The organism is Streptomyces sp. NPDC002790 (genome assembly GCF_040295505.1).
Taxonomy (GTDB): Bacteria; Actinomycetota; Actinomycetes; order Streptomycetales; family Streptomycetaceae; genus Streptomyces.
The window spans coordinates 1-20,299 of the sequence record NZ_JBEOVM010000112.1 but is presented as its reverse complement, the minus strand read 5'-3'; the positions used below and the strand labels follow the sequence as shown (position 1 = coordinate 20,299).

Here is a 20,299-nt window from a genome sequence, read left to right as displayed (position 1 = left end):
AAAGCCTCCACAATCCCCGGCGGGGATTGATATACACCCCCCGCCGGCGATTGAGGCGCGGGGTCCGGGGCAGAGCCCCGCGACCGCCACCACGGCTCCGTGAGCCTTACGTCACCTGGATCCACTTCGCTTCCGACGACACCCCATCCGCGTCGGACACGAACACCATGTACCACCCCGGCGGCACCAACGTCCGGTCCCGAGGGACGTCCACCGTCACCGAACCCTTGGACTTCGTGACGTCGAGGGCGATCGAGCGCTGCTCGACGTCCGTCGTGTGCGTCACCGCGGACGGCCGCATGAGGCGGGCCTTGACGATGCCGTCCGCGTCCTTCGTGCGGAACGTGGCCTCACCGCTCGCCGGGAGGGTCTCGGGGCCCGCCCCGAGGACGGGCCGCTGGTCGCCGCCGCGGTGCAGCGCGGGCGGCGTGTAGATCTCCATGCGCTGCTCGAAGTGGCCGAGCTTGGTGTTCTGCTGGTTGTCGTAGAGCGGGTCGGAGCCGAAGCTGGCGACCCGGCCGTCGGGTAGCAGCAGCGCCTCGGAGTGGTAGTTGCGGCCGACCTTGGGGGCGGCGGCCTCCCGGAAGGCGTTCTGCTCGGGGTCGTAGAACTGCGCCTTGAAGATGTTGCTGGCGCTGCGTCCGCGGTAGTCGGACGAGCCGTTCGTCGTGAAGACGGAGTCGTCCGGCATGATGACGGAGTTCAAGTAGCGGGTGCCCTGCGGGAGTTGGGGGCCCGTCTTGAAGGCGGGGTTCTCCTCCTTCAGGTCCACGACCGCCGTGCGGGACGTCGCCTTCTTGGACTCGCCGACACCACCACCGCCGAGGATCATGAACCGCTGGTCCTGCGCGGGCGGCAGCAGCAGTGAGGACGAGGTCTCCGTCTGGTCCGTGTCGGTGAGGCCGGGGACCTTCTCGAACTTGTTGGTCTTCAGGTCCCACAGGCCGGGGACGCGCCCCTTGGTGGCGGGGCCGTAACCGGCGTTCGAAGCCGGGTAGAAGAGCTTGCCGCCCTTGGTGAGGAAGAGGGCCGGGTACGTCGGGAAGTAGCGCTTGGGGCCCATCGACCACTTCTTGGTCTTCGGGTCGTAGATCTCGTTGTCACCGGGGTCGATCATGCCGACGTCGTCGAGGCCCGAGACCGCGAGCACCTTGCCGTCCTCCAGGCCGACCAGCGTGGGGTACCAGCGGGCCTTCGCCATCGGGTCGACCGGCACGTACCGCTCGGCGACCGGGTCGAACTCGTACGCCTCCTTGATCCCCTGGAAGTCCTGCTTCTCCATGGTGATCTTCTCGGAGAGGCCGTACGTGTTGTCGGCGTCCTTGCCCCGCAGGCCCTCGATCTCGTACTGGGCGTTGTCGTCGGTGACGTACTGCTTGCCCTTGCGGGCGGCCTCGACGAAGACGCGTGCCTCGCTCGCCTTGACCGTGGTCTTCCACGGCTGCATGACCCCGGCGGCGTTGCGCTTCTTGTCGTAGGCGCGCTTCGCCTTCGGGACGGTGACGTCGAACTTCGACACGTACTCGGTGCCGGAAGGGGATCGGAACTTCGTGCCCTTCTTCAGGTGCACCGCCTTGTCGGGGCTCTCGTTCTTGACGCGCATGCCGCCGCCGGCCCTCTCGACCTCGCCGTCGAGCTGCTCGTAGCGGGCGGTGCCGCCCGCCACCAGGAGCCGCCCGCCGGGGAGTTGGGCGTGGCCGCCACAGAAGAAGTCGGCGGGGGTGGGGATCTTCTTGAAGGTGTTCGCCTTCGGGTCCCACAGGACGGTGTCGAAGGTGCCCGCGTCGAAGCTCTTCTGCTCGTTGCCCGAGCCCGCGACGATGAGCACCTTGCCGGTGTGCAGGAGCGCGGCGTGGATGGCGTTCGTGCGGTACTCCTGCGGGATGTCGACCCGCGACCAGGAGCCGTACTTGGCCTTGTACCCGGGCTGGGCGATCTTCCAGTCCTCGTACCGTTCGGAGGCGAAGGTCCAGGCGGCCGGGGCGTTCAGGCCGACGAGGAGGGCGACGCCGCCCGCTCCGAAGACGGTCTTCTTCATCCGGCGCGAAGGTCTGTAGGACATGCGTCAGTTCCCACCTGTGGTCGATGTACGGGGGGCCGCCGGCTGCACGGCGCGGACCGGTTCCGTCTCCGGCCTCTTGGCGGTCACGGTCACTGCGGCCGCGGCCTCGCGGCGCTGCGTGACGAACCACACGACGGGCGGCGCGAGTGCGATGCACAGGGCGAGAACCGCCCATGTGCGCATGGCCACGTGGGTGTGGTCGAGGACGACGGACGCCACGAGCGACGTGGCGAGCACGCCCGCCCAGGCCAGATGGATACGGAAGGTCAGCCATCGGTCGGCGCTGGCGTCGCCGCCCTTGGGGGTGACGACGAAGCGGCTGGGGCGGCCGAGGAGGGCCGCGCCGAGCGACTTGAGGTAGATGGGCGCGGAGATCGCCGACATTCCCATGCCGGCGAGGCCGCCGGAGCCCTCGGGTTCGTGCGGCGAGACGTTGTGCCGCCGGTTCCAGAGGTAGAGGCCGATCTGGAGGGCGGCGGCGTCGCTGTAGAGCATGAGCCACACGGACGCGGTCACCTGCGTACCGGAGGCGCCCGTCCACAGGAACAGCACACAACTCAGCACGCCGAGCAGCCAGTTGACGGCCGTCATCGGGTAGTAGACGAGCATCATCGAGTACGAGAAGAGGCGGCCGAGCGGCATCGAGGCCGGGGCCTTCCAGTACTGCCTCAGCAGCGTCTCGTACGTGCCGCGCGACCAGCGGGTCTGCTGGGTGAAGAAGTCCGTCCAGGAGGCGGGGCCCTCGCCGACCGCGAGCACGTCGGGCGTGTAGACGGAGCGCCAGCGCTCGTGGGTGTCCGGGTTGCGGTGGCGGTGTATCTCGAAGCCGGTCGCCATGTCCTCGGTGATCGAGTCGACGAGGCCGCCGATCTGCTTCAGGGCGGAGATCCGGACGACGTTGTTGGTGCCGACGAACATGGGGGCGCGGTAGCGGTTCCCGGCGCGCTGGATCAGCGCGTGGAAGAGGAACTGCTGGGACTCGGCGGCCTTGGTGACCGGGGAGTCGTAATTGCCGTAGACCTGCGGGCCGACGACGAACGCGACGTCCGGGTCGCGGAAGTAGCCGAGCATCCGCTCGAGGAATTCGGGGTGCGGCACGTGGTCGGTGTCGACGGAGGCGAAGAAGTCGTAGTCCGCGCCGTGCGAGGCGAGCCAGGCGTTGTAATTGCCGTGCTTGGTACGGGTCTTGTGGGCGCCCTTCGCCCGGTTCCACTCCGGGACGCCCTTGCGAGTGAAGTGGTGGACGCCGAGCCGGGCGCAGAGCCGCTTGGCGTCGGGGTCGTCCCCCTCGTCCAGGAGCCAGATGTCCAGCGGCCCTTCGTGCGCGATGCGCACGGCGCCTTCGAGGGTGGCCCGCACCATCGCGAGGGGTTCCTTGCCGGGGACGTACGTCGTGAGGAACGCGACGCGGGTGCCGGGCTCGGCGCGTACCGGGATCGGGTCCCTCGCGACCATCGTCGCGTGGGCGATGGAGATGACGTTGACGAGCATGAACAGCTCGATGAGCCCGATCGCGACGAGCATCACGATGTCGAGCGAGACCAACCAGCGCTCGCCGCCTTCGCGTTCCACCCAGTGGGTGGGCCACACCAGGTACACGAGGAGTGCCCCGGTGAGCAGGGGTGCGAGCGTCATCAGCAGGACAGCTCGTATTCGGTGCGGCTCGTTCGCCAGCAGCGAGGTGTACTGCACCCGGTAGCCGCCGTCGCCGGGCGGCTCGGTGAGCGGCCCGGCGAGCCTGCTGTAGGTGTCGTAGTCGTAGCCCTCGTCAGGCCGCACAGCGCCCTCCAGGATCTGGTGTTCGACCGTCTCGGTAACCCCACAAAAGGGGACTTTCCTGGGCGTGTCGACCAGAGGAGGGCGTAAGAGTGAGGTAAGGGGAGAGCTACACCGGACAGCTACTCGGAGAGGTGTCGCTCGACCGTGTCGACCTTCGAGGTCAGGCCGTCCGTCACGGCCGGGCGGATGTCCGCCTTCACGACGACCGAGACCCGCGGCGCACGGGCCTCGACGACCGCGACGGCACGCCTGATCACGGCCATCACCTCGTCCCAGTCACCTTCAACGGACGTACTGCATCTCCCGGGGGACAACCCCCGGACCCCCGGCCACAAAAACAACCGGCCCGGCACCCCGCAGGGGGGCCGGGCCGGAACCGCAGTGCGCAGCTACTCGGAGAGGTGTCGCTCGACCGTGTCGACCTTCGAGGTCAGGCCGTCCGTCACGGCCGGGCGGATGTCCGCCTTCATGACGACCGAGACCCGCGGCGCACGGGCCTCGACGACCGCGACGGCACGCCTGATCACGGCCATCACCTCGTCCCAGTCACCTTCAACGGAGGTGAACATCGCGTCCGTGCGGTTCGGGAGGCCGGATTCGCGGACCACGCGGACCGCTTCGGCGACGTACTCCCCCACGTCCTCGCCGACCCCGAGCGGGGTCACGGAGAAGGCGACGATCATGCGCCGACCACGCCCTCCTGGCGGGCGCGGCCGGCGATCACGGCGGCCTCGCCCTCGCGCTTGAGCTTGCGCTCGGCGAAGAAGCCGCCGGTGGGCAGGACGGAGAGGACGAAGTAGAGGACGCCGGTGCCGACGCTCCACTTCGCCTTGTTCCAGGCGTCGAGCCAGAAGATCACGTACAGGACGAAGAGGACGCCGTGGATCATGCCCATCGCGGGCACCGCGTTGAAGTCCGTCGTCCGCTTCAGGACCGAGCAGATCAGCAGCAGGAGGAAGGAGACGGCCTCCGGTGCGGAGACCAGGCGGAGGCGTCGGAGGGCGGAGGCGGTCTTGAGGTCCACAGGTGCACCTTCGGCTGAGCGGGCGGACGGTCAACGATCTTGTGAATGTACGCACAAGCGTTTTCCCATTGTGGCATCGCGCCGATGGGGGCCTGTCGGCGGGCTCTCCCTGGCGGCTACCTTCGACCTCGTGGCTACGTTCCGACTGCAGGGCAGCAAAGTGCTGGCCGTCGACATGACAGGCGACAGCGTGAAGGCGAAGAACGGCTCGATGGTCGCCTACGACGGCCGGATGGCGTTCAAGAAGCTGAGCGGGGGTGGCGAGGGGATCCGGGGCATGGTGACCCGGCGCATCACCGGTGAGCAGATGACCATGATGGAGGTCAAAGGGGACGGCACCTGCTGGTTCGCCGACCGGGCGAGCGAGATCAACCTCGTCGGGCTCCAGGGCGACAAGCTCTACGTCGAGTCGAGCAACCTGCTCTGCACGGACGCCGGCCTGCGCACCGGCACCTCGTTCACCGGCGTACGCGGCGCCTCCCAGGGCAACGGCCTGTTCACGACGACCGTCGAGGGCCACGGGCAGGCGGCGATCATGAGCGAGGGCCCGGCCGTCGTCCTGCGCGTCGGCCACGACTACCCGCTGACCGTCGACCCCGGCGCGTACATCGCTCACCAGGGGAACCTGCGGCAGTCGTTCCAGTCGGGGGTCACCTTCCGTACGTTGTTGGGGGAAGGCGGCGGCGAGGCCTTCCAGATCCTCTTCGAGGGCGACGGGCTCGTCTACGTACAGCCGAGTGAGCGCAACACGATCGCGGGGGATGTGTGAGCACGATGGCGGCCTTCCGTGAGATCAACTCGAAGATGGTCGAGGCGACCGTCGTACCGGGGCAGCGGCTCTACAGCCAGCGCGGCGCGATGCTCGCGTACCAGGGGGACGTCTCCTTCACGCCCAATGTCCAGGGCGGACAGGGCGGGGTGATGTCCATGATCGGGCGGCGGGTCGCGAACGAGTCGACGCCGCTGATGACCGTGGAGGGCAGCGGCACCGTGCTGTTCGGGCACGGCGGCCACCACGTGCAGGTGATCACGCTGTCCGGCGACACCCTCTACGTGGAGGCGGACCGGCTGCTCGCCTTCGACGGGGCGCTGCGGCAGGGGACGATGTTCATGGGCGCGCAGGGCGGTGTCATGGGGATGGTGCGCGGCCAGGTCAGCGGGCAGGGCCTGTTCACGACGACGCTCCAGGGGCACGGGTCCGTGGCCGTGATGGCGCACGGCGGGGTCATCGAGGTCCCGATCACCCCCGGCCGGGCCGTTCACGTCGACCCGCAGGCGTATGTGGCGCACCACGGCGACGTGCGCAACAAGCTGTCCACGGCGCTCGGCTGGCGGGACATGGTGGGGCGCGGCAGCGGCGAGGCGTTCCAGTTGGAGCTGAGCGGGAGCGGTGCGGTGTACGTACAGGCGTCGGAGGACAAACTGTGAGCGCTCAACCCGCCGGTGGGCCGGCGATCTTCGACCCGATGACCCTGCCGGTCGACGACAACGTCAACGCGTACACCTTCTGCGTGGAACTGCGGGGCAGCCAGTGGTTCCTGCAGAAGGGGAAGATGATCGCCCACTACGGGCGGATCGACTTCAACGGCATCGGGCACGGCCGGCTCGACCGGCTCGTGCGCACCTCGTTCCACTCCCCGCTGCACGCGAGCGACTGGGTGGTCGCGGAGGGCAGCGGCAAGATGCTGCTCGCGGACCGGGCCTTCGACGTGAACTCGTACGACCTGGAGGCCGGAAACCTGACCGTCCGCGCGGGAAATCTGCTCGCTTTTCAGCCAACTCTCGCGCTGAAGCAATCGATCGTTCCCGGCTTCCTCACACTCATTGGCACCGGCAAATTCGTCGCGGCATCAAACGGTCCGGTTGTGTTCATGGAGCCGCCGATCCGGGTCGACCCGCAGGCGCTCGTCGGCTGGGCCGACTGCCCCGCGCCGTGCCACCACTACGACCACGGATATCTGACGGGCGTGATCGGCGGTCTACGTGCGATGACGGGCGTCGGCGGGGCCTCGGGCGAGGAGCATCAGTTCGAGTTCGTGGGCGCGGGGACGGTGCTGCTGCAATCCAGCGAGTCGTTGATGCCGGAACAGCAGGTGGGTGACGTACCTCACCAGGCAGGAGTTCCCGGCGGACCAGGGGCGCCCGCAGGTCAGCAGGGAGCACCGCGTCTTCCCGGACAGCTCGGCGACCTCCAGCGTCGCTTCGGGCTGTGAGCGGTAGTCTGCGGAGTGTGACGTCGAACGCGTGACCCCATTATTTTCTGGTCAGCACCCCCGGGTGCGCGGGGTGCGCAGTGTCACCCCCCACATTCGTTCACCTTTCAACTTCTTAGGTAGAATCGATTCCATGGAGACCGAGACGGCCACGCCGTGGCTGACCGACGAGGAGCAGTGCGCCTGGCGCACCCACCTGGAGGTCAACAGACTGCTCAATTATCAGCTGGAGAAGGACCTTCAGCCCTTCGGCCTGACGATGAACGACTACGAGATCCTCGTGAACCTCTCCGAGGCCGAGGATCTCCGGATGCGGATGAGCGACCTCGCGGCCGCGACCCTGCAGTCCAAGAGCCGGCTCTCGCACCAGATCACCCGCATGGAGAACGCGGGCCTGGTCCGCCGCGAGAACTGCGAGTCGGACCGCCGGGGCCTCTACACCGTACTCACCGACTACGGCATGGAGACCATGCGGAAGGTCGCCCCGCACCACGTGGCATCCGTCCGCAGGAACTTCGTGGACCTCGTCTCCGCACAGGAGCTGGGCAGCTTGCGCCAGGCACTCTCCCCCATCGCGGAACACCTGCGTTCGCAACGCGGCAAACCGTAATCCGTCAGAACCCCGTCCGGTCGGAGGGCAGCGCGAGCTCGAAGAGCGCGCCGCCCTCCGGCGCGGAACGCACCGTGAGCGAGCCGCCGTGCCGCTCCGCCACGTCCCGGGCGATGGCGAGGCCGAGTCCGGCCCCGCCGCCGTCCCGGGTGCGGGCGTCGTCGAGCCGTACGAACCGCTCGAAGATCCGCTCCCGCTCGTCCTCCGGCACGCCCTGACCGTCGTCGGCGACGCCGAGGACCACACGGCCGCCGTCCCCGGTGCGCAGCGTGACGTGCACACCGGTACGGGCATGCCGCTGCGCGTTGTCCACCAGATTGCCGAGCACGCGCGCCAACTGGCCGCGGGAACCGGTGACCTGGGCCTCCTCCTGTACGTCCACCTGTACGTCCACCGAGACGGGCAGCCGGTCGCCGACGCGCTGCGACAACTCCTCGCGCACCAGGGCGCCGAGGTCGACCTCGGCGGCGCCGGGCTTCTCTCCCGCGTCGAGCCGGGCGAGCAGCAGCAGATCGGCGGCCAGTTCCTGCAGCCGCACGGTGTCCTCGACGGCGCCGTCCACATCGAGCAACTCCGGGTGCGCCGCGCCGACTTCGAGCTGGGTGCGCAGCGAGGCGATCGGGCTGCGCAGCTCGTGCGAGGCGTCGGCGACGAAGCGGCGCTGGCGGTCCACGGAGGCCTCCAGTGCGGCGAGCGTCTCGTTCGTGGTGCCTGCGAGCCGGGCCACCTCGTCGTGGGTGTCCGGTTCCGGTACCCGCCTCCCCAGGTCCTGCGACGCCGTGATCGCGGCCATCTCGGCGCGGATGCCCTCCACGGGCCGCAGCGCGCGCCGCGTCACCAGGTACGTCACTCCGCCCACGATGACGAGCAGTACCGGGAAACCGATCAGCATGGAGGTCAACGCCGTGCTGCCCGCGCTCTGTTCGGCTTCCAGGGAGCCGCCCGCGTGCACGGTCAGATCCCCGTACGCGGTGTCCTCGACCTCGACCGCGGCGAACCGGTAGTCGGCGCTGTCGCCGTCGATGGTGGCGCTGCCGTCGGTGTAGTCGGTGTCGTTGGAGACGCTGCCGTTCTGCTGGCTGTCGTCGCCTCCGTCGTCGTCGCCGTCGTCATCGGGGCGCGCCGTGACGGTTTTGACGTCGCTCACGCCGGTGCCGGAGATCTTCTCCAGGTCCTCGGACGTGGCCAGCACCCTGCCGTCCTCGTCGAGGACCTGAACCGGGTCCTCGTCGTCCAGGTCGAGCGCTCCGGGCGCGGTGCCGGTGGCCAGGGAGGTGGCGACGCGGCGGGCGGTGGAGTCGGCGTCGCCGCCCGCCTGACCGGTGAGGTTGAAGCGCAGCGAGAGCAGCACGGTGGCACCGGCCGCGACCAGGGCGACCGCGACGACGAGGGTGGCGGCGAGGGCGGCGCGGGCCCGTACGGAGCTGAAGGGCCTCCTCAGCCTGCTCGGCCTGCTCAGCCCACTCATCGGGGCACCTCGAGCCGGTAGCCGGCGCCCCGCACCGTACGGATGAGGGAGGAGCCGAGCTTGCGGCGCAGCGCGCTGACGTACACCTCGACGATGTTCGGGTCCCCCTCGTACGCGAAGTCCCACACGTGGTCGAGGATCTCGCTCTTGGACACGAGCTCACCGGCGCGTGTCACGAGCTGCTCCAGGACCGCGAACTCCTTGGTGGTGAGCGGGACTTCACCGTCCTCGGCGTGGGTGACGCGGCGCGCGGCGGTGTCGACGGCGTAGGGGCCGACGGCGTGCACGGGGTTGGCGCTGTGGTTGCTGCCGCGGCGCCGCAGCAGCGCCTTCACGCGCGCGACCAGCACCACGTACGAGAACGGCTTGGTCAGGTAGTCGTCCGCGCCGGTGTCGAGCCCCTCCGCCTCGTCGTACTCGCCGTCCTTCGCGGTCAGCATCAGGATCGGCACGTCGTTGCCGGCGGCGCGCAGGGCGGCGCAGACCCGGTAGCCGTTCATGCCGGGCAGCATGATGTCGAGCACGACCAGGTCGTACGCCGCCTCGCTCGCCTGGTGCAGACCCTCCAGGCCGTCGTGGACCACATCGACGGCGTAGCCCTCGGCGGTGAGGCCCTTGGCAAGGGACAGGGCGAGTCGCTTCTCGTCCTCGACGATCAACAGGCGCATGTGGGCAAGGGTCGCAGGTCGAACCTGAAGAAGCCTTCAGGGTTCTTCAGCGGGGCTTCAGGGTCGTCCGGGCAGTGTGTTTCTCGAAGGACGGACAGGGCGGCCCGAAGCCGCCCAACCAGACACGGGAGAAGCTCATGAAGCGCCGTACCACTGTCATCTCCGCCATCGCCGCCGTCGCGCTGCTCGGCGGGGGCACGGCCACCGCCTTCGCGGTCGGCGACGACGGCGGCTCGTCGAAGTCGGCCGCGTCGAAGTCGTCCGTGCGGGTCAAGGACGACGATGGCGTGAGCGACCACCAGGAAGAGGCGAACGAGGCGAAGGGCGCCAAGGTCTCGGCCCAGGACGCCATCGCCGCCGCCCTGAAGCACAAGCCCGGCACGGCCGTCGGCGCCGACCTCGACTCCGACGACGGCCGGCTCGTCTGGGACGTCGACGTGATCGGCTCCGGCAACAAGTGGCAGCACGTGGAGGTCGACCCGGGCACGGGCAAGGTGCTGGGCTCCCACACGGAGCGCGACGACGACGGGGACGACAACGCGGCGCGTGTCGCGGCGACCCTGAAGGACGCGTCGACGTCGGCCGAGGACGCGGCGAAGGCGGCAGGCTCGAAGGGGACGGTCACGTCCGTGGACGCGGATGACGACGGAGTGGTCAAGGTCTGGGAGGTCGAGACGACGTCCGCGAACGGGACGGAGCACGACTGGTATGTCGACCTCCAGTCGGGTGCGGTGTCCGTGGATCACTCGTCGGACGACGACGGCGATGACGACTGACGGTCACGACTGACGGTCGCCCGGGACCGGGGCGCGGGCCACGGGGCTCCGCCCCGGATCCCGCTGCTCAAACGCCGCAGGGGCTTGAAATACGAACCCCGCTGCTCGAACGTCGCAAGCGCCGCGACCCCCGCCACCAGCGGGGCCAACGCCGCCGCCGCGAAGCAGAGGGGCAGCGGGGCGTGGCCCACGAGCAGGCCGATGCCCGCCGTGCCGGCCGAACAGCCCGCGTTCAGGGACGTGTTGACCCAGGCCCCGGCCTGCGTACGGAACCCGGCGTCCACCGAGGCGTCCGCGATCAGGTACGCCGTGGTCAGGGCCGGCGCGACGAACAGGCCCACGCACGCCGCCGCCACCGCGAGCGCGACGAGCCCCGGCGCCAGCGCCGCGGCTCCCAGCGCCACCGCGAGGCCGACCGCCAGGAACGCCAGCCGGGTGCGCGGATCCCCGCGACGGTCCACGGCCCCGTTCACGAGCCCGCCCACCGCACTGCCCGCCGAAAGTGCGGCCAGGATCCACGCAGCCGCCCCGCCCCGCCCCCGGTCCTCGGCGAACGCGAGCACCAGCAGATCGGCCGCACCGAGCGCGAACCCGACGCCGAGGGTCACGGCCACCGGCTGCCGGAGCCTGCGGGCGACCTTCCCCCGGGCCGTACGACGGCGCCCGGCAGGCCGCGGCGCCGCGGCCACCCGCGCCACGGCGGGCGAGGCGACGAACACAAGCGTTCCGACGGCCACGAGCGCGGCGCTCAGGGCGACACCGAAGGCGGCGGGGACCCACAGCACCAGCACGCCCACCAGCACGGGCCCCGACACGAGCAGCAGTTCCTCGGCGACCCCGTCGAGGCTGTAGGCGCGCTGCAACAGCCGCCGGTCGGACAGGAGTTGCCCCCACACGGTGCGCATCGTGGGCCCGAGCGGCGGCGTCAGCGCCCCGGTCGGCAGGGCGAGGGCGACGAGCAGCCAGGCGGGCGCCTCCGGCCGCCAGGCGACGGCGGCGAGGACCGCGAGCAGCGCGGCGTACGACAGGGCCATCGGGGGCAGCGCGCGGCGCGGCCCGTACCGGTCGATGAGCAGGGCGCGCAGCGGTGACAGGAGCACGCTGGCGGCGCCGTACAGCGCCATGACCGCGCCCGCGACGGCGTACGAGCCGGTGGCGGCGGTCACGGCGAGCATCAGGGAGAGAGCGACGGTCCCGTAGGAGAGGCGCCCGAGCAGGGCGGCACCAAAGGTGCGCAGGGCGTACGGGGTCCGCAACACGGCGGCGTACATGACGGTTTCCTCCGGAAGGAAGCATGCGTGGAGAACTCAACGGGGCGTGGAAGCACCGGAGTTCTCTACACACGGAGGAAGGACATGGCCGCACCGTAACAGCGGGCGCCCGCGGTGAACAGACCGTCAGGAACCCGCCGCGTTCGCGGTCATGACCCCGTGAGGCCCTTCACCAGCTCGTCCGCCGCCCGGTACGGGTCGAGGTCGCCGGACACGATGCGTTCGGCGAGTGCGCCGAGGCGGCGGTCCCCGGAGAGGTCGCCGATCCGTTCGCGCAGGGCGGTCACCGCGATCGTCTCGACCTCGCGGGCCGCGCGCGCCGCACGGCGCTCGGAGAGCACGTCGTGCTCCTCCATCCACGCCCGGTGCTTCTCCAGGGCCTCGACGACCTCGTCGATGCCCTCACCGCGCGCGGCGACCGTCTTCACGATCGGGGGGCGCCAGTCGCCGGGGGCGCGGGATTCGCCGAGCCCCAGCATGTGGTTCAGCTCGCGGGCCGTGGAGTCGGCGCCGTCCCGGTCGGCCTTGTTGACCACGTACACGTCGCCGATCTCCAGGATTCCGGCCTTGGCCGCCTGGATCCCGTCGCCCATGCCGGGCGCGAGCAGGACCACACTCGTATCCGCCTGCGAGGCGATCTCGACCTCGGACTGGCCCACGCCGACCGTCTCGACCAGGATCACGTCGCAGCCGGCGGCGTCGAGGACCCGGATCGCCTGCGGCGCGGCCCACGCGAGCCCGCCGAGGTGCCCGCGCGTCGCCATCGAGCGGATGTAGACGCCGGGGTCGGACGCGTGCTCGGACATCCGGACCCGGTCGCCGAGGAGCGCGCCGCCGCTGAACGGCGACGAGGGGTCGACCGCGAGTACACCGACCCGCTTCCCGGTCCGCCGGTACGCGCTCACGAGCGCCGACGTGGAGGTCGACTTGCCGACACCGGGCGAGCCGGTGAGCCCGACCACGTACGCGTTCCCGGTCAGCGGGGCCAGTGCGGCCATGACCTCGCGCAGCTGCGGGGACGCCCCCTCCACCAGCGAGATCAGCCGGGCCACGGCACGCGGCCTGCCCTCCCTCGCCTGCGCGACCAACGTGGGGACGTCCTGCATCACAGCTCCGTTCACCAGTTCCCGTACGCCGACGAATCCGAAAGGCGCTACGCCTTGGGTACCCGCACCACCAGCGCGTCACCCTGACCGCCACCACCGCACAGGGCGGCCGCGCCGACGCCGCCGCCGCGCCGCTTCAGCTCCAGGGCGAGGTGCAGGACGATGCGCGCGCCGGACATCCCGATCGGGTGACCCAGGGCGATGGCACCACCGTTGACGTTCACCTTTTCCGAGGACACGCCGAGGTCCTTCATCGACTGCACGGCGACCGCCGCGAAGGCCTCGTTGATCTCGATGAGGTCGAGGTCCTCGGTGGCGATGCCCTCCTTCTTGAGGGCGTGCTGGATGGCGTTCGAGGGCTGCGACTGCAACGAGTTGTCCGGTCCCGCGACGTTGCCGTGCGCGCCGATCTCGGCGATCCACTCCAGGCCCAGCTCCTGCGCCTTCGTCTTGCTCATGACGACGACCGCCGCGGCGCCGTCCGAGATCTGCGAGGAGGTGCCCGCGGTGATCGTGCCCTCCTTGTCGAAGGCCGGGCGCAGCTTGCCGAGCGACTCCGCGGTGGTCTCCGCGCGGATGCCCTCGTCCTTGCTGAAGAGGACCGGCTCGCCCTTGCGCTGCGGGATCTCGACGGGCGTGATCTCGGCCTCGAAGATGCCGTTCTTCTGCGCGGCGGCGGCCCGCTGGTGCGACAGGGCGGCCACCTCGTCCTGCGCGGGACGGGCGATGCCCAGGCGGGTGTTGTGCTTCTCCGTCGAGGCGCCCATGGGGATGTTCTCGAAGGCGTCGGTGAGGCCGTCGTGCGCCATCGCGTCGAGCATCTCGATCGCGCCGTACTTGTAGCCCTCGCGAGACTTCGGCAGCAGGTGCGGAGCGTTCGTCATGGACTCCTGGCCACCGGCCACGACCACGTCGAATTCGCCGGCGCGAATCAGCTGGTCGGCGAGCGCGACGGCGTCGAGCCCGGACAGACACACCTTGTTGATCGTGAGCGCCGGGACGTTCATCGGAATGCCCGCCTTGACCGCGGCCTGGCGCGCCGGGATCTGCCCCGCCCCGGCCTGCAGCACCTGGCCCATGATCACGTACTGCACCTGGTCGCCACCGATTCCCGCACGGTCGAGGGCGGCCTTGATCGCGAAGCCGCCGAGGTCGGCTCCGGAGAAGGACTTGAGCGAGCCGAGCAGACGGCCCATGGGCGTCCGCGCGCCCGCGACGATCACTGAGGTGGTACCGGTCGTTCCTGACATGAGGCACGGCCCCTTGGAGGTGAGGAGTGAACGAGGGTTTACCTAGAAAGGTACTGACCGGTATGGCCCGCGTCACCGGCACACGAGTGTGATCGCGCGCACGTTGCGTAACCACTCGGAGCGCGCTGCACTGACAGCATGCTGACGCGAATCGACCACATCGGGATCGCCTGCTTCGACCTCGACAAGACCGTCGAGTTCTACCGGGCCACGTACGGCTTCGAGGTGTACCACTCCGAGGTCAACGAGGAGCAGGGCGTGCGCGAGGCCATGCTCAAGGTCAATGAGACGAGCGACGGGGGCGCCACCTACCTCCAGTTGCTCGAACCCACCCGCGAGGACTCGGCCGTCGGCAAGTGGCTGGCCAAGAACGGCGAGGGTGTGCACCACATCGCCTTCGGCACGGCCGACGTCGACGCGGACGCCGCCGACATCAAGGACAAGGGCGTCCGCGTCCTCTACGACGAGCCCCGGCGCGGCTCGATGGACTCGCGGATCACGTTCCTGCACCCCAAGGACTGCCACGGCGTACTGACCGAACTCGTCACCGCCGCACCCAAGGACTCGACGGAGCACTGATCTCCACATAGCCGTGCCGGTAGGCTTGTGGGGCGGCTGCCGTCTCCAACGGCCGGTCGTGGGCCGGGGTCCGGGTATCGGGGGACGAGGGTCGGGGCAAGTCGGGCAGCACACGGCAGCAGCCGCACCGGTCCGACGGCGCCACGCCATTCGATCTGACACCATTCCCCGGGGGCTCCGTCCGCGGGATGGGCGGGGCTCGTAAGAAGAACTTGCGACCAGGGGACGGATGGGACCGCGCAGTGCGGGGCTATGAGAGCCAGGACGGCCGACGGCCGGCTGAGACCGACCATCTCTCGCGGTTCGAAGCCGAGATGGACCGGCTGAAGACCGATCGGGAGAAGGCCGTCCAGCACGCCGAGGACCTCGGCTACCAGGTGGAGGTGTTGCGCGCCAAGTTGCACGAGGCGCGCCGCAGCCTCGCGTCCCGGCCTGCCTACGACGGGTCGGACATCGGCTACCAGGCCGAGCAGCTCCTGCGCAACGCGCAGATCCAGGCCGAGCAGTTGCGCGCCGACGCCGAGCGCGAGCTGCGCGATGCCCGCGCGCAGACCCAGCGGATCCTCCAGGAACACGCCGAGCAGCAGTCCCGGCTCCAGTCCGACCTGCACACGGAGGCGGTCAACCGCCGCCAGCAGCTCGACCAGGAGCTCGCCGAGCGCCGCCGCACGGTCGAGACGCACGTCAACGAGAACGTGCAGTGGGCCGAGCAACTGCGCGCCCGCACCGAGCAGCAGGCCCGCCGCCTCCTCGACGAGTCCCGCGCCGAGGCCGACCAGGCGCTCGCCGCCGCCCGCACCGAGGCCGAGCGGGTCGCCGACCAGGCCCGCCAGCGACTCACCTCCGAGGCCGAGGAGGCGCGCTCCGAGGCGCAGTCGATCCTGGCCCGCGCCCGGCAGGACGCCGAGCGCCTCCTGAACGCCGCGTCGACGCAGGCGCAGGAGGCCACCGACCACGCCGAGCAACTGCGGACGTCGACGGGCGAGGAGTCCGAGCAGGTCCGCCGCCGCTCCGGAGAACTGAGCCGGGCCGCCGAGCAGAAGATCGCCGAGGCGGACAGCGCGCTGCGCGAGGCCCGCACCGAGGCCGACAAGGTGCTCGCGGAGGCGAAGGACGCCGCGGGCAAGCAGCTCGCGAGCGCCGAGGCGGCCAACGAGCAGCGCACCCGCACCGCCAAGGAGCAGGTGGCCCGCCTCGTGCAGGAGGCCACCAAGGACGCGGAGACCACCAGGTCGGAGGCCGAGCAGGTCGTCGCCGACGCGAAGGCCGAGGCCGAGACGCTGATCGCCGCGGCCAAGGAGAAGGCCCGTACGGTCACCGCCGAGGAGACCGCCGGCGAGCTCGCGAAGGCCGCGCGCACCGCGGAGGACGTGCTCAACAAGGCGTCCGAGGAAGCCAAGGCGACGACGAAGGCGGCGGCCGACGAGGCGGAGCGGCTCCGCACCGACGCCGAGACCGAGGCCGACCGGCTGCGCGCCGAGGCGCACGACCTGGCGACGGAACTCAAGGGCGCCGCCAAGGACGACACCAAGGAGTACCGCGCCAAGACCGTCGAGCTTCAGGAAGAGGCGCGGCGGCTGCGCGGCGAGGCCGAGCAGCTGCGCGCCGAGGCCGTCGAGGAGGGCGAGCGGATCCGGGCCGAGGCCCGCCGCGAGGCCGTCCAGCAGATCGAGGAGTCGGCCAGCACCGCAGAGCAGCTGCTCTCCAAGGCGAAGGCCGACGCCGACGAGCTGCGGACCTCCGCGACGACGGAGAGCGAGCGCGTCCGTACGGAGGCCATCGAGCGGGCCACGTCACTGCGCAAGCAGGCCGAGGAGACGCTGGAGCGCACGCGCGCGGAGACCGAGCGGTACCGCACCGAGGCCGAGGAGCAGGCCGAGGCCACCAGGTCCGAGGCGGAGCGCGCGGCGCAGGAGCTCAAGGACGAGGCCGAGCAGGCGATGCGGGCCAAGCAGGATGAGGCGGCCCACGAGCTGACCCGCCTGCACACGGAGGCCGAGGAGCGCCTGACCGCGTCGGAGACGGCGCTGAACGAGGCGCGGGAGCAGGGCGAGACGCTGCGCCGCGAGGCCGCCGAGGAGGTCGAGCGGCTGCGCGCGGACGCCGCCGAGCGCGCCCGCACGGTGCAGTCGCAGGCCGAGGCGGAGGCCGAGCGCCTTCGCGACGAGGCCGCGTCCGATGCCTCGACGACCCGCTCCGAAGCCGAGAACGCCGCCGTACGACTGCAGTCCGAGGCCGCGGCGGAGGCCGAGCGGCTCAAGACGGAGGCGCAGGAGTCCGCCGACCGGACCCGCGCCGAGGCGCGGACCGCCGCCGAGCGGATCGCCACCGAGGCCGCCGAGACGCTGGCCGCCGCCCAGGAGGAGGCGGCCCGGCGCCGCCGCGAGGCCGATGAGACGCTCGGCAGCGCGCGCGAGGAGGCCGAGCAGGAGCGCTCGCGGGCCCGCGAGCAGAGCGAGGAGCTCCTCGCGGTGGCACGCGCGCGTGTCGACGAGGCGCAGGCCGAGGCCGTACGTCTGGTCGAGGAGGCGGACCAGCGGGCGACCGAGATGGTCTCGGCCGCCGAGCAGACGGCGCAGCAGGTGCGCGACTCCGTGGCCGGTCTGCACGAGCAGGCCCAGGAGGAGATCACCGGGCTGCGCAGCGCCGCCGAGCACGCGGCGGAGCGCACGCGGACGGAGGCGCAGGAGGAGGCCGACCGGGTCCGCTCCGACGCCTACGCGGAGCGCGAGCGCGCCACCGAGGACGCGAACCGGGTCCGTTCCGAGGCCACCACCGAGGCGGAGGCCGCCAAGGCGATGGCGGAGCGCACCGTTTCGGAGGCCTTCACGGAGGCGGAGCGGCTGCGCACGGACGCCTCAGAGCACGCCCAGCAGGTCCGTACGGAGGCCTCCGACCTGCGCTCGGCCGCCGACCAGGACGCCTCGCGCACCCGCGCGGACGCCCGCGAGGACGCCAACCGGATCCGCTCGGACGCGGCCGAGCAGGCCGACACGCTGATCACCGAGTCGGCCACCGAGGCCGAGCGCCTGACGACGGAGACCAACGCCGAGGCGGAGCGGGTCCGCTCCGAGTCCACGGCGAAGGCCGAGAAGCTCGTCGGTGACGCGAGCACCGAGGCCGAGCGGCTGCGCGCCGAATCGACGGCCGCCGCCGAGCAGTTGACCCACGAGACGCGGGCCGAGGCCGAGCGCGTACGGACCGAGTCCGTGGCCAATGCCGAGAAGCTGATCTCGGACGCGTCCGGCGACGCGGAGCGGCTGCGCGCCGAGGCCGCCGAGACGGTCGCCTCCGCGCAGCAGCACGCCGAGCGGATCCGCACCGAATCCGAGCGCGTCAAGGCGGACGCCGCGGCCGAGGCGGACCGCATCACGGCGGCCGCGCGCGAGGAGTCCGAACACACCCTGGACGAGGCCCGCAAGGACGCCAACAAGCGGCGTACGGAGGCCGCGGAGCAGGTCGACAAGCTGATCACGGAGTCCGCGGCCGAGGCCGACAAGCTGACCCGCGAGGCGCAGGAGGCGGCGCAGAAGACGACCGCCGACGCGGAGTCGCAGGCCGACACGATGGTCGGCGCGGCCCGTACAGAGGCCGAGCGTCTGATCGCGGAGTCGACCGTCGAGGGCAACTCGATCGTGGAGAAGTCCCGTACGGACGCGGACGAGTTGCTCGTCGGCGCCCGCAGGGACGCGACGCAGATCAGGGAGCGCGCCGAGGAGCTGCGGGACCGGATCACGACCGAGATCGAGGAGCTGCACGAGCGCGCGCGCCGCGAGTCCTCGGAGGCCATGAAGAACGCGGGCGACCGCTGTGACGCCCTCGTCAAGGCCGCGGAGGAGCAGCTCTCCGAGGCGCAGACGAAGGCCAAGGAGCTGCTGAACGACGCGAATTCGGAGGCCGGCAAGGTCCGGATCGCGGCCGTGAAGAAGGCCGAAGGTCTTCTCAAGGAAGCCGAGCAGAAGAAGGCCGACCTGTCCCGCGAGGCGGAAAAGATCAAGGCGGACGCGGAGGAGGAGGCCACGGCCATGACCGAGAAGGGCCAGCGGGACCTCGACGTGCTGGTCAGGCGCCGCGAGGACATCAACGCCGAGATCTCCCGTGTCCAGGACGTACTGGAGGCGTTGGAGAGCTTCGAGGCTCCGACGGGCGGGGGCGCCAAGACCGCGTCCAATAGCGGCTCCGCCGCGGGTGGCGTCAAGGCGGGGGCCACCGCAGGGGCCACACGTTCGGGTGGCAAGAGTTCGGAGGGCTAGCCTTTCGGCCAACTATCGTGCTCGCCAAGGACGTTTGGTCCTGTTCTGGCAAGTACTCCGTCCCTACGCCACTCAAAAGGGGTGACATTCTAGAGCTGAAGGCTGACCAATCCGACATCCGCCCGATGACACGCCGCTACGCCCCCTAGGATTCCCCCTATCACCTCACCGGTCTCATTCGACAGGAACCCCATGAGCGACACTTCCCCCTACGGCTTCGAGCTTGTGCGGCGTGGGTACGACCGCGCTCAGGTGGACGAACGGATCTCCAAGCTCGTCTCCGACCGTGACAGCGCTCTTGCTCGTATCACTGCTCTGGAAAAGCGCATCGAGGAACTCCACCTCGAGACGCAGAACGCCCAGGCGCAGGTGAACGACGCGGAGCCGTCGTACGCCGGCCTCGGCGCGCGCGTCGAGAAGATCCTCCGCCTCGCCGAGGAGGAGGCCAAGGACCTGCGCGAAGAGGCCCGCAGGGCTGCCGAGCAGCACCGGGAGCTCGCCGAGTCCGCGGCCCAGCAGGTGCGCAACGACGCGGAGTCGTTCGCCGTCGAGCGCAAGTCCAAGGCCGAGGACGAGGGCGTTCGGATCGTCGAGAAGGCCAAGGGCGAGGCCACCGCGCTGCGCTCCGAGGCGCAGAAGGACGCGCAGTCCAAGCGCGAGGAGGCGGACGCCCTCTTCGAGGAGACGCGCGCCAAGGCCGCCCAGGCCGCCGCCGACTTCGAGACGAACCTTGCCAAGCGCCGCGAGCAGTCGGAGCGTGACCTGGCCTCGCGTCAGGCCAAGGCCGAGAAGCGCCTCGCCGAGATCGAGCACCGCGCCGAGCAGCTCCGCCTCGAGGCCGAGAAGCTGCGTACCGACGCCGAGCGCCGCGCCCGCCAGACGGTGGAGACGGCTCAGCGTCAGGCCGAGGACATCGTCGCGGACGCGAACGCGAAGGCGGACCGGATCCGCAGCGAGTCCGAGCGGGAGCTGGCGGCACTCACCAACCGCCGCGACTCGATCAACGCGCAGCTGACGAATGTCCGCGAGATGCTGGCCACCCTCACGGGTGCGGCGGTCGCCGCCGCGGGCGCCCCGGCAGAGGACGAGCCGGCCTCCCGCGGAGTCCCGGCCCAGCAGTCCCGCTAATTCAAGCCCCGCCGGCGGCCCCGGCCCCGGCGGGGCTTGAAAGGCCTGCTCAATCGCCGCAGGGGCTTGAAAGATCGCCTCAATCGCCGGCGGGGCTTGAAAGATCAAGCCC

The 20,299-nt window shown here is 70.7% G+C and carries 17 protein-coding genes and 1 pseudogene; 8 read left to right on the top strand and 10 right to left on the bottom strand.

Features of this window, described 5'->3' with window-relative positions; all coding sequences use genetic code 11:
* Window positions 1-106 precede the first annotated feature (106 nt).
* From glxA to ABT004_RS30705, 5 genes and pseudogenes are all read right to left on the bottom strand, one after another.
* A complete protein-coding gene (gene glxA, locus ABT004_RS30725; RefSeq protein ID WP_351343174.1) occupies window positions 107-2,062 on the bottom strand; it encodes a radical copper oxidase GlxA in 1,956 nt (651 codons plus the stop codon).
* Between the two features lie 3 nt (window positions 2,063-2,065).
* Window positions 2,066-3,841 carry a glycosyltransferase family 2 protein gene (locus ABT004_RS30720; protein ID WP_351343172.1) on the bottom strand — a complete coding sequence of 592 codons (1,776 nt, stop codon included), beginning with the start codon at window positions 3,839-3,841 and terminating at the stop codon, window positions 2,066-2,068.
* Between the two features lie 119 nt (window positions 3,842-3,960).
* Window positions 3,961-4,134: pseudogene (locus ABT004_RS30715) on the bottom strand (thiamine-binding protein); the annotation flags it as partial.
* 96 nt (window positions 4,135-4,230) lie between these two features.
* On the bottom strand, window positions 4,231-4,524 hold the full coding sequence (locus ABT004_RS30710; protein ID WP_351343170.1) for an MTH1187 family thiamine-binding protein: 294 nt from the start codon (window positions 4,522-4,524) through the stop codon (window positions 4,231-4,233).
* Window positions 4,521-4,865: a DUF3817 domain-containing protein gene (locus tag ABT004_RS30705; RefSeq protein WP_351343168.1), complete on the bottom strand. Its 345-nt coding sequence runs from the start codon at window positions 4,863-4,865 to the stop codon at window positions 4,521-4,523. The genes ABT004_RS30710 and ABT004_RS30705 overlap by 4 nt, the downstream gene beginning before the upstream one ends.
* A 130-nt stretch (window positions 4,866-4,995) precedes the next feature.
* On the opposite strand from ABT004_RS30705, the gene ABT004_RS30700 reads away from it, so the two are divergent.
* The 4 genes from ABT004_RS30700 (at window position 4,996) to ABT004_RS30685 (ending at window position 7,688) form a co-directional block, all read left to right on the top strand.
* Entirely contained in the window at window positions 4,996-5,634 is a 639-nt protein-coding gene (locus ABT004_RS30700; RefSeq protein ID WP_351343166.1) for an AIM24 family protein, read from the top strand.
* A gap of 5 nt (window positions 5,635-5,639) precedes the next feature.
* Entirely contained in the window at window positions 5,640-6,293 is a 654-nt protein-coding gene (locus ABT004_RS30695) for an AIM24 family protein (protein WP_351343179.1), read from the top strand.
* 38 nt (window positions 6,294-6,331) lie between these two features.
* Window positions 6,332-7,078 (top strand): AIM24 family protein, encoded by a 747-nt coding sequence (locus ABT004_RS30690; protein ID WP_351343177.1) that lies wholly within the window; start codon window positions 6,332-6,334, stop codon window positions 7,076-7,078.
* A 133-nt stretch (window positions 7,079-7,211) separates the two neighbouring features.
* Window positions 7,212-7,688: a MarR family winged helix-turn-helix transcriptional regulator gene (locus tag ABT004_RS30685; RefSeq protein ID WP_351343164.1), complete on the top strand. Its 477-nt coding sequence runs from the start codon at window positions 7,212-7,214 to the stop codon at window positions 7,686-7,688.
* 4 nt (window positions 7,689-7,692) lie between these two features.
* On the opposite strand, the gene ABT004_RS30680 is transcribed toward ABT004_RS30685, so the two are convergent.
* Window positions 7,693-9,129 (bottom strand): sensor histidine kinase, encoded by a 1,437-nt coding sequence (locus ABT004_RS30680; RefSeq protein ID WP_351343176.1) that lies wholly within the window; start codon window positions 9,127-9,129, stop codon window positions 7,693-7,695.
* A 23-nt stretch (window positions 9,130-9,152) separates the two neighbouring features.
* Complete coding sequence (locus ABT004_RS30675) at window positions 9,153-9,824, bottom strand: response regulator transcription factor (RefSeq protein WP_351343162.1); 672 nt, start codon at window positions 9,822-9,824, stop codon at window positions 9,153-9,155.
* A 137-nt stretch (window positions 9,825-9,961) separates the two neighbouring features.
* Here ABT004_RS30675 and ABT004_RS30670 point away from each other — a divergent pair, with 137 nt between their 5' ends.
* Window positions 9,962-10,600 carry a PepSY domain-containing protein gene (locus ABT004_RS30670; protein ID WP_351343160.1) on the top strand — a complete coding sequence of 213 codons (639 nt, stop codon included), beginning with the start codon at window positions 9,962-9,964 and terminating at the stop codon, window positions 10,598-10,600.
* On the opposite strand, the gene ABT004_RS30665 is transcribed toward ABT004_RS30670, so the two are convergent.
* From ABT004_RS30665 to ABT004_RS30655, 3 genes are all read right to left on the bottom strand, one after another.
* The gene (locus ABT004_RS30665; protein ID WP_351343159.1) at window positions 10,567-11,871 is read right to left on the bottom strand and encodes an MFS transporter; all 1,305 of its coding nucleotides are present in this window, start codon (window positions 11,869-11,871) and stop codon (window positions 10,567-10,569) included. The genes ABT004_RS30670 and ABT004_RS30665 overlap by 34 nt on opposite strands.
* 149 nt (window positions 11,872-12,020) lie before the next feature.
* Window positions 12,021-12,977: a methylmalonyl Co-A mutase-associated GTPase MeaB gene (gene meaB, locus ABT004_RS30660; protein ID WP_351343157.1), complete on the bottom strand. Its 957-nt coding sequence runs from the start codon at window positions 12,975-12,977 to the stop codon at window positions 12,021-12,023.
* Window positions 12,978-13,024: 47 nt separating this feature from the next.
* Window positions 13,025-14,227 carry an acetyl-CoA C-acetyltransferase gene (locus tag ABT004_RS30655; protein ID WP_351343155.1) on the bottom strand — a complete coding sequence of 401 codons (1,203 nt, stop codon included), beginning with the start codon at window positions 14,225-14,227 and terminating at the stop codon, window positions 13,025-13,027.
* A 138-nt stretch (window positions 14,228-14,365) separates the two neighbouring features.
* Between ABT004_RS30655 and mce the strand changes: the two genes are divergently transcribed.
* The 3 genes from mce (at window position 14,366) to ABT004_RS30640 (ending at window position 20,187) form a co-directional block, all read left to right on the top strand.
* Complete coding sequence (gene mce, locus ABT004_RS30650; RefSeq protein ID WP_351343153.1) at window positions 14,366-14,806, top strand: methylmalonyl-CoA epimerase; 441 nt, start codon at window positions 14,366-14,368, stop codon at window positions 14,804-14,806.
* A gap of 242 nt (window positions 14,807-15,048) precedes the next feature.
* On the top strand, window positions 15,049-19,059 hold the full coding sequence (gene scy / locus ABT004_RS30645) for a polarized growth protein Scy (protein ID WP_351343152.1): 4,011 nt from the start codon (window positions 15,049-15,051) through the stop codon (window positions 19,057-19,059).
* Between the two features lie 192 nt (window positions 19,060-19,251).
* The gene (locus ABT004_RS30640) at window positions 19,252-20,187 is read left to right on the top strand and encodes a coiled-coil domain-containing protein (protein ID WP_351343151.1); all 936 of its coding nucleotides are present in this window, start codon (window positions 19,252-19,254) and stop codon (window positions 20,185-20,187) included.
* Window positions 20,188-20,299 lie beyond the last annotated feature (112 nt).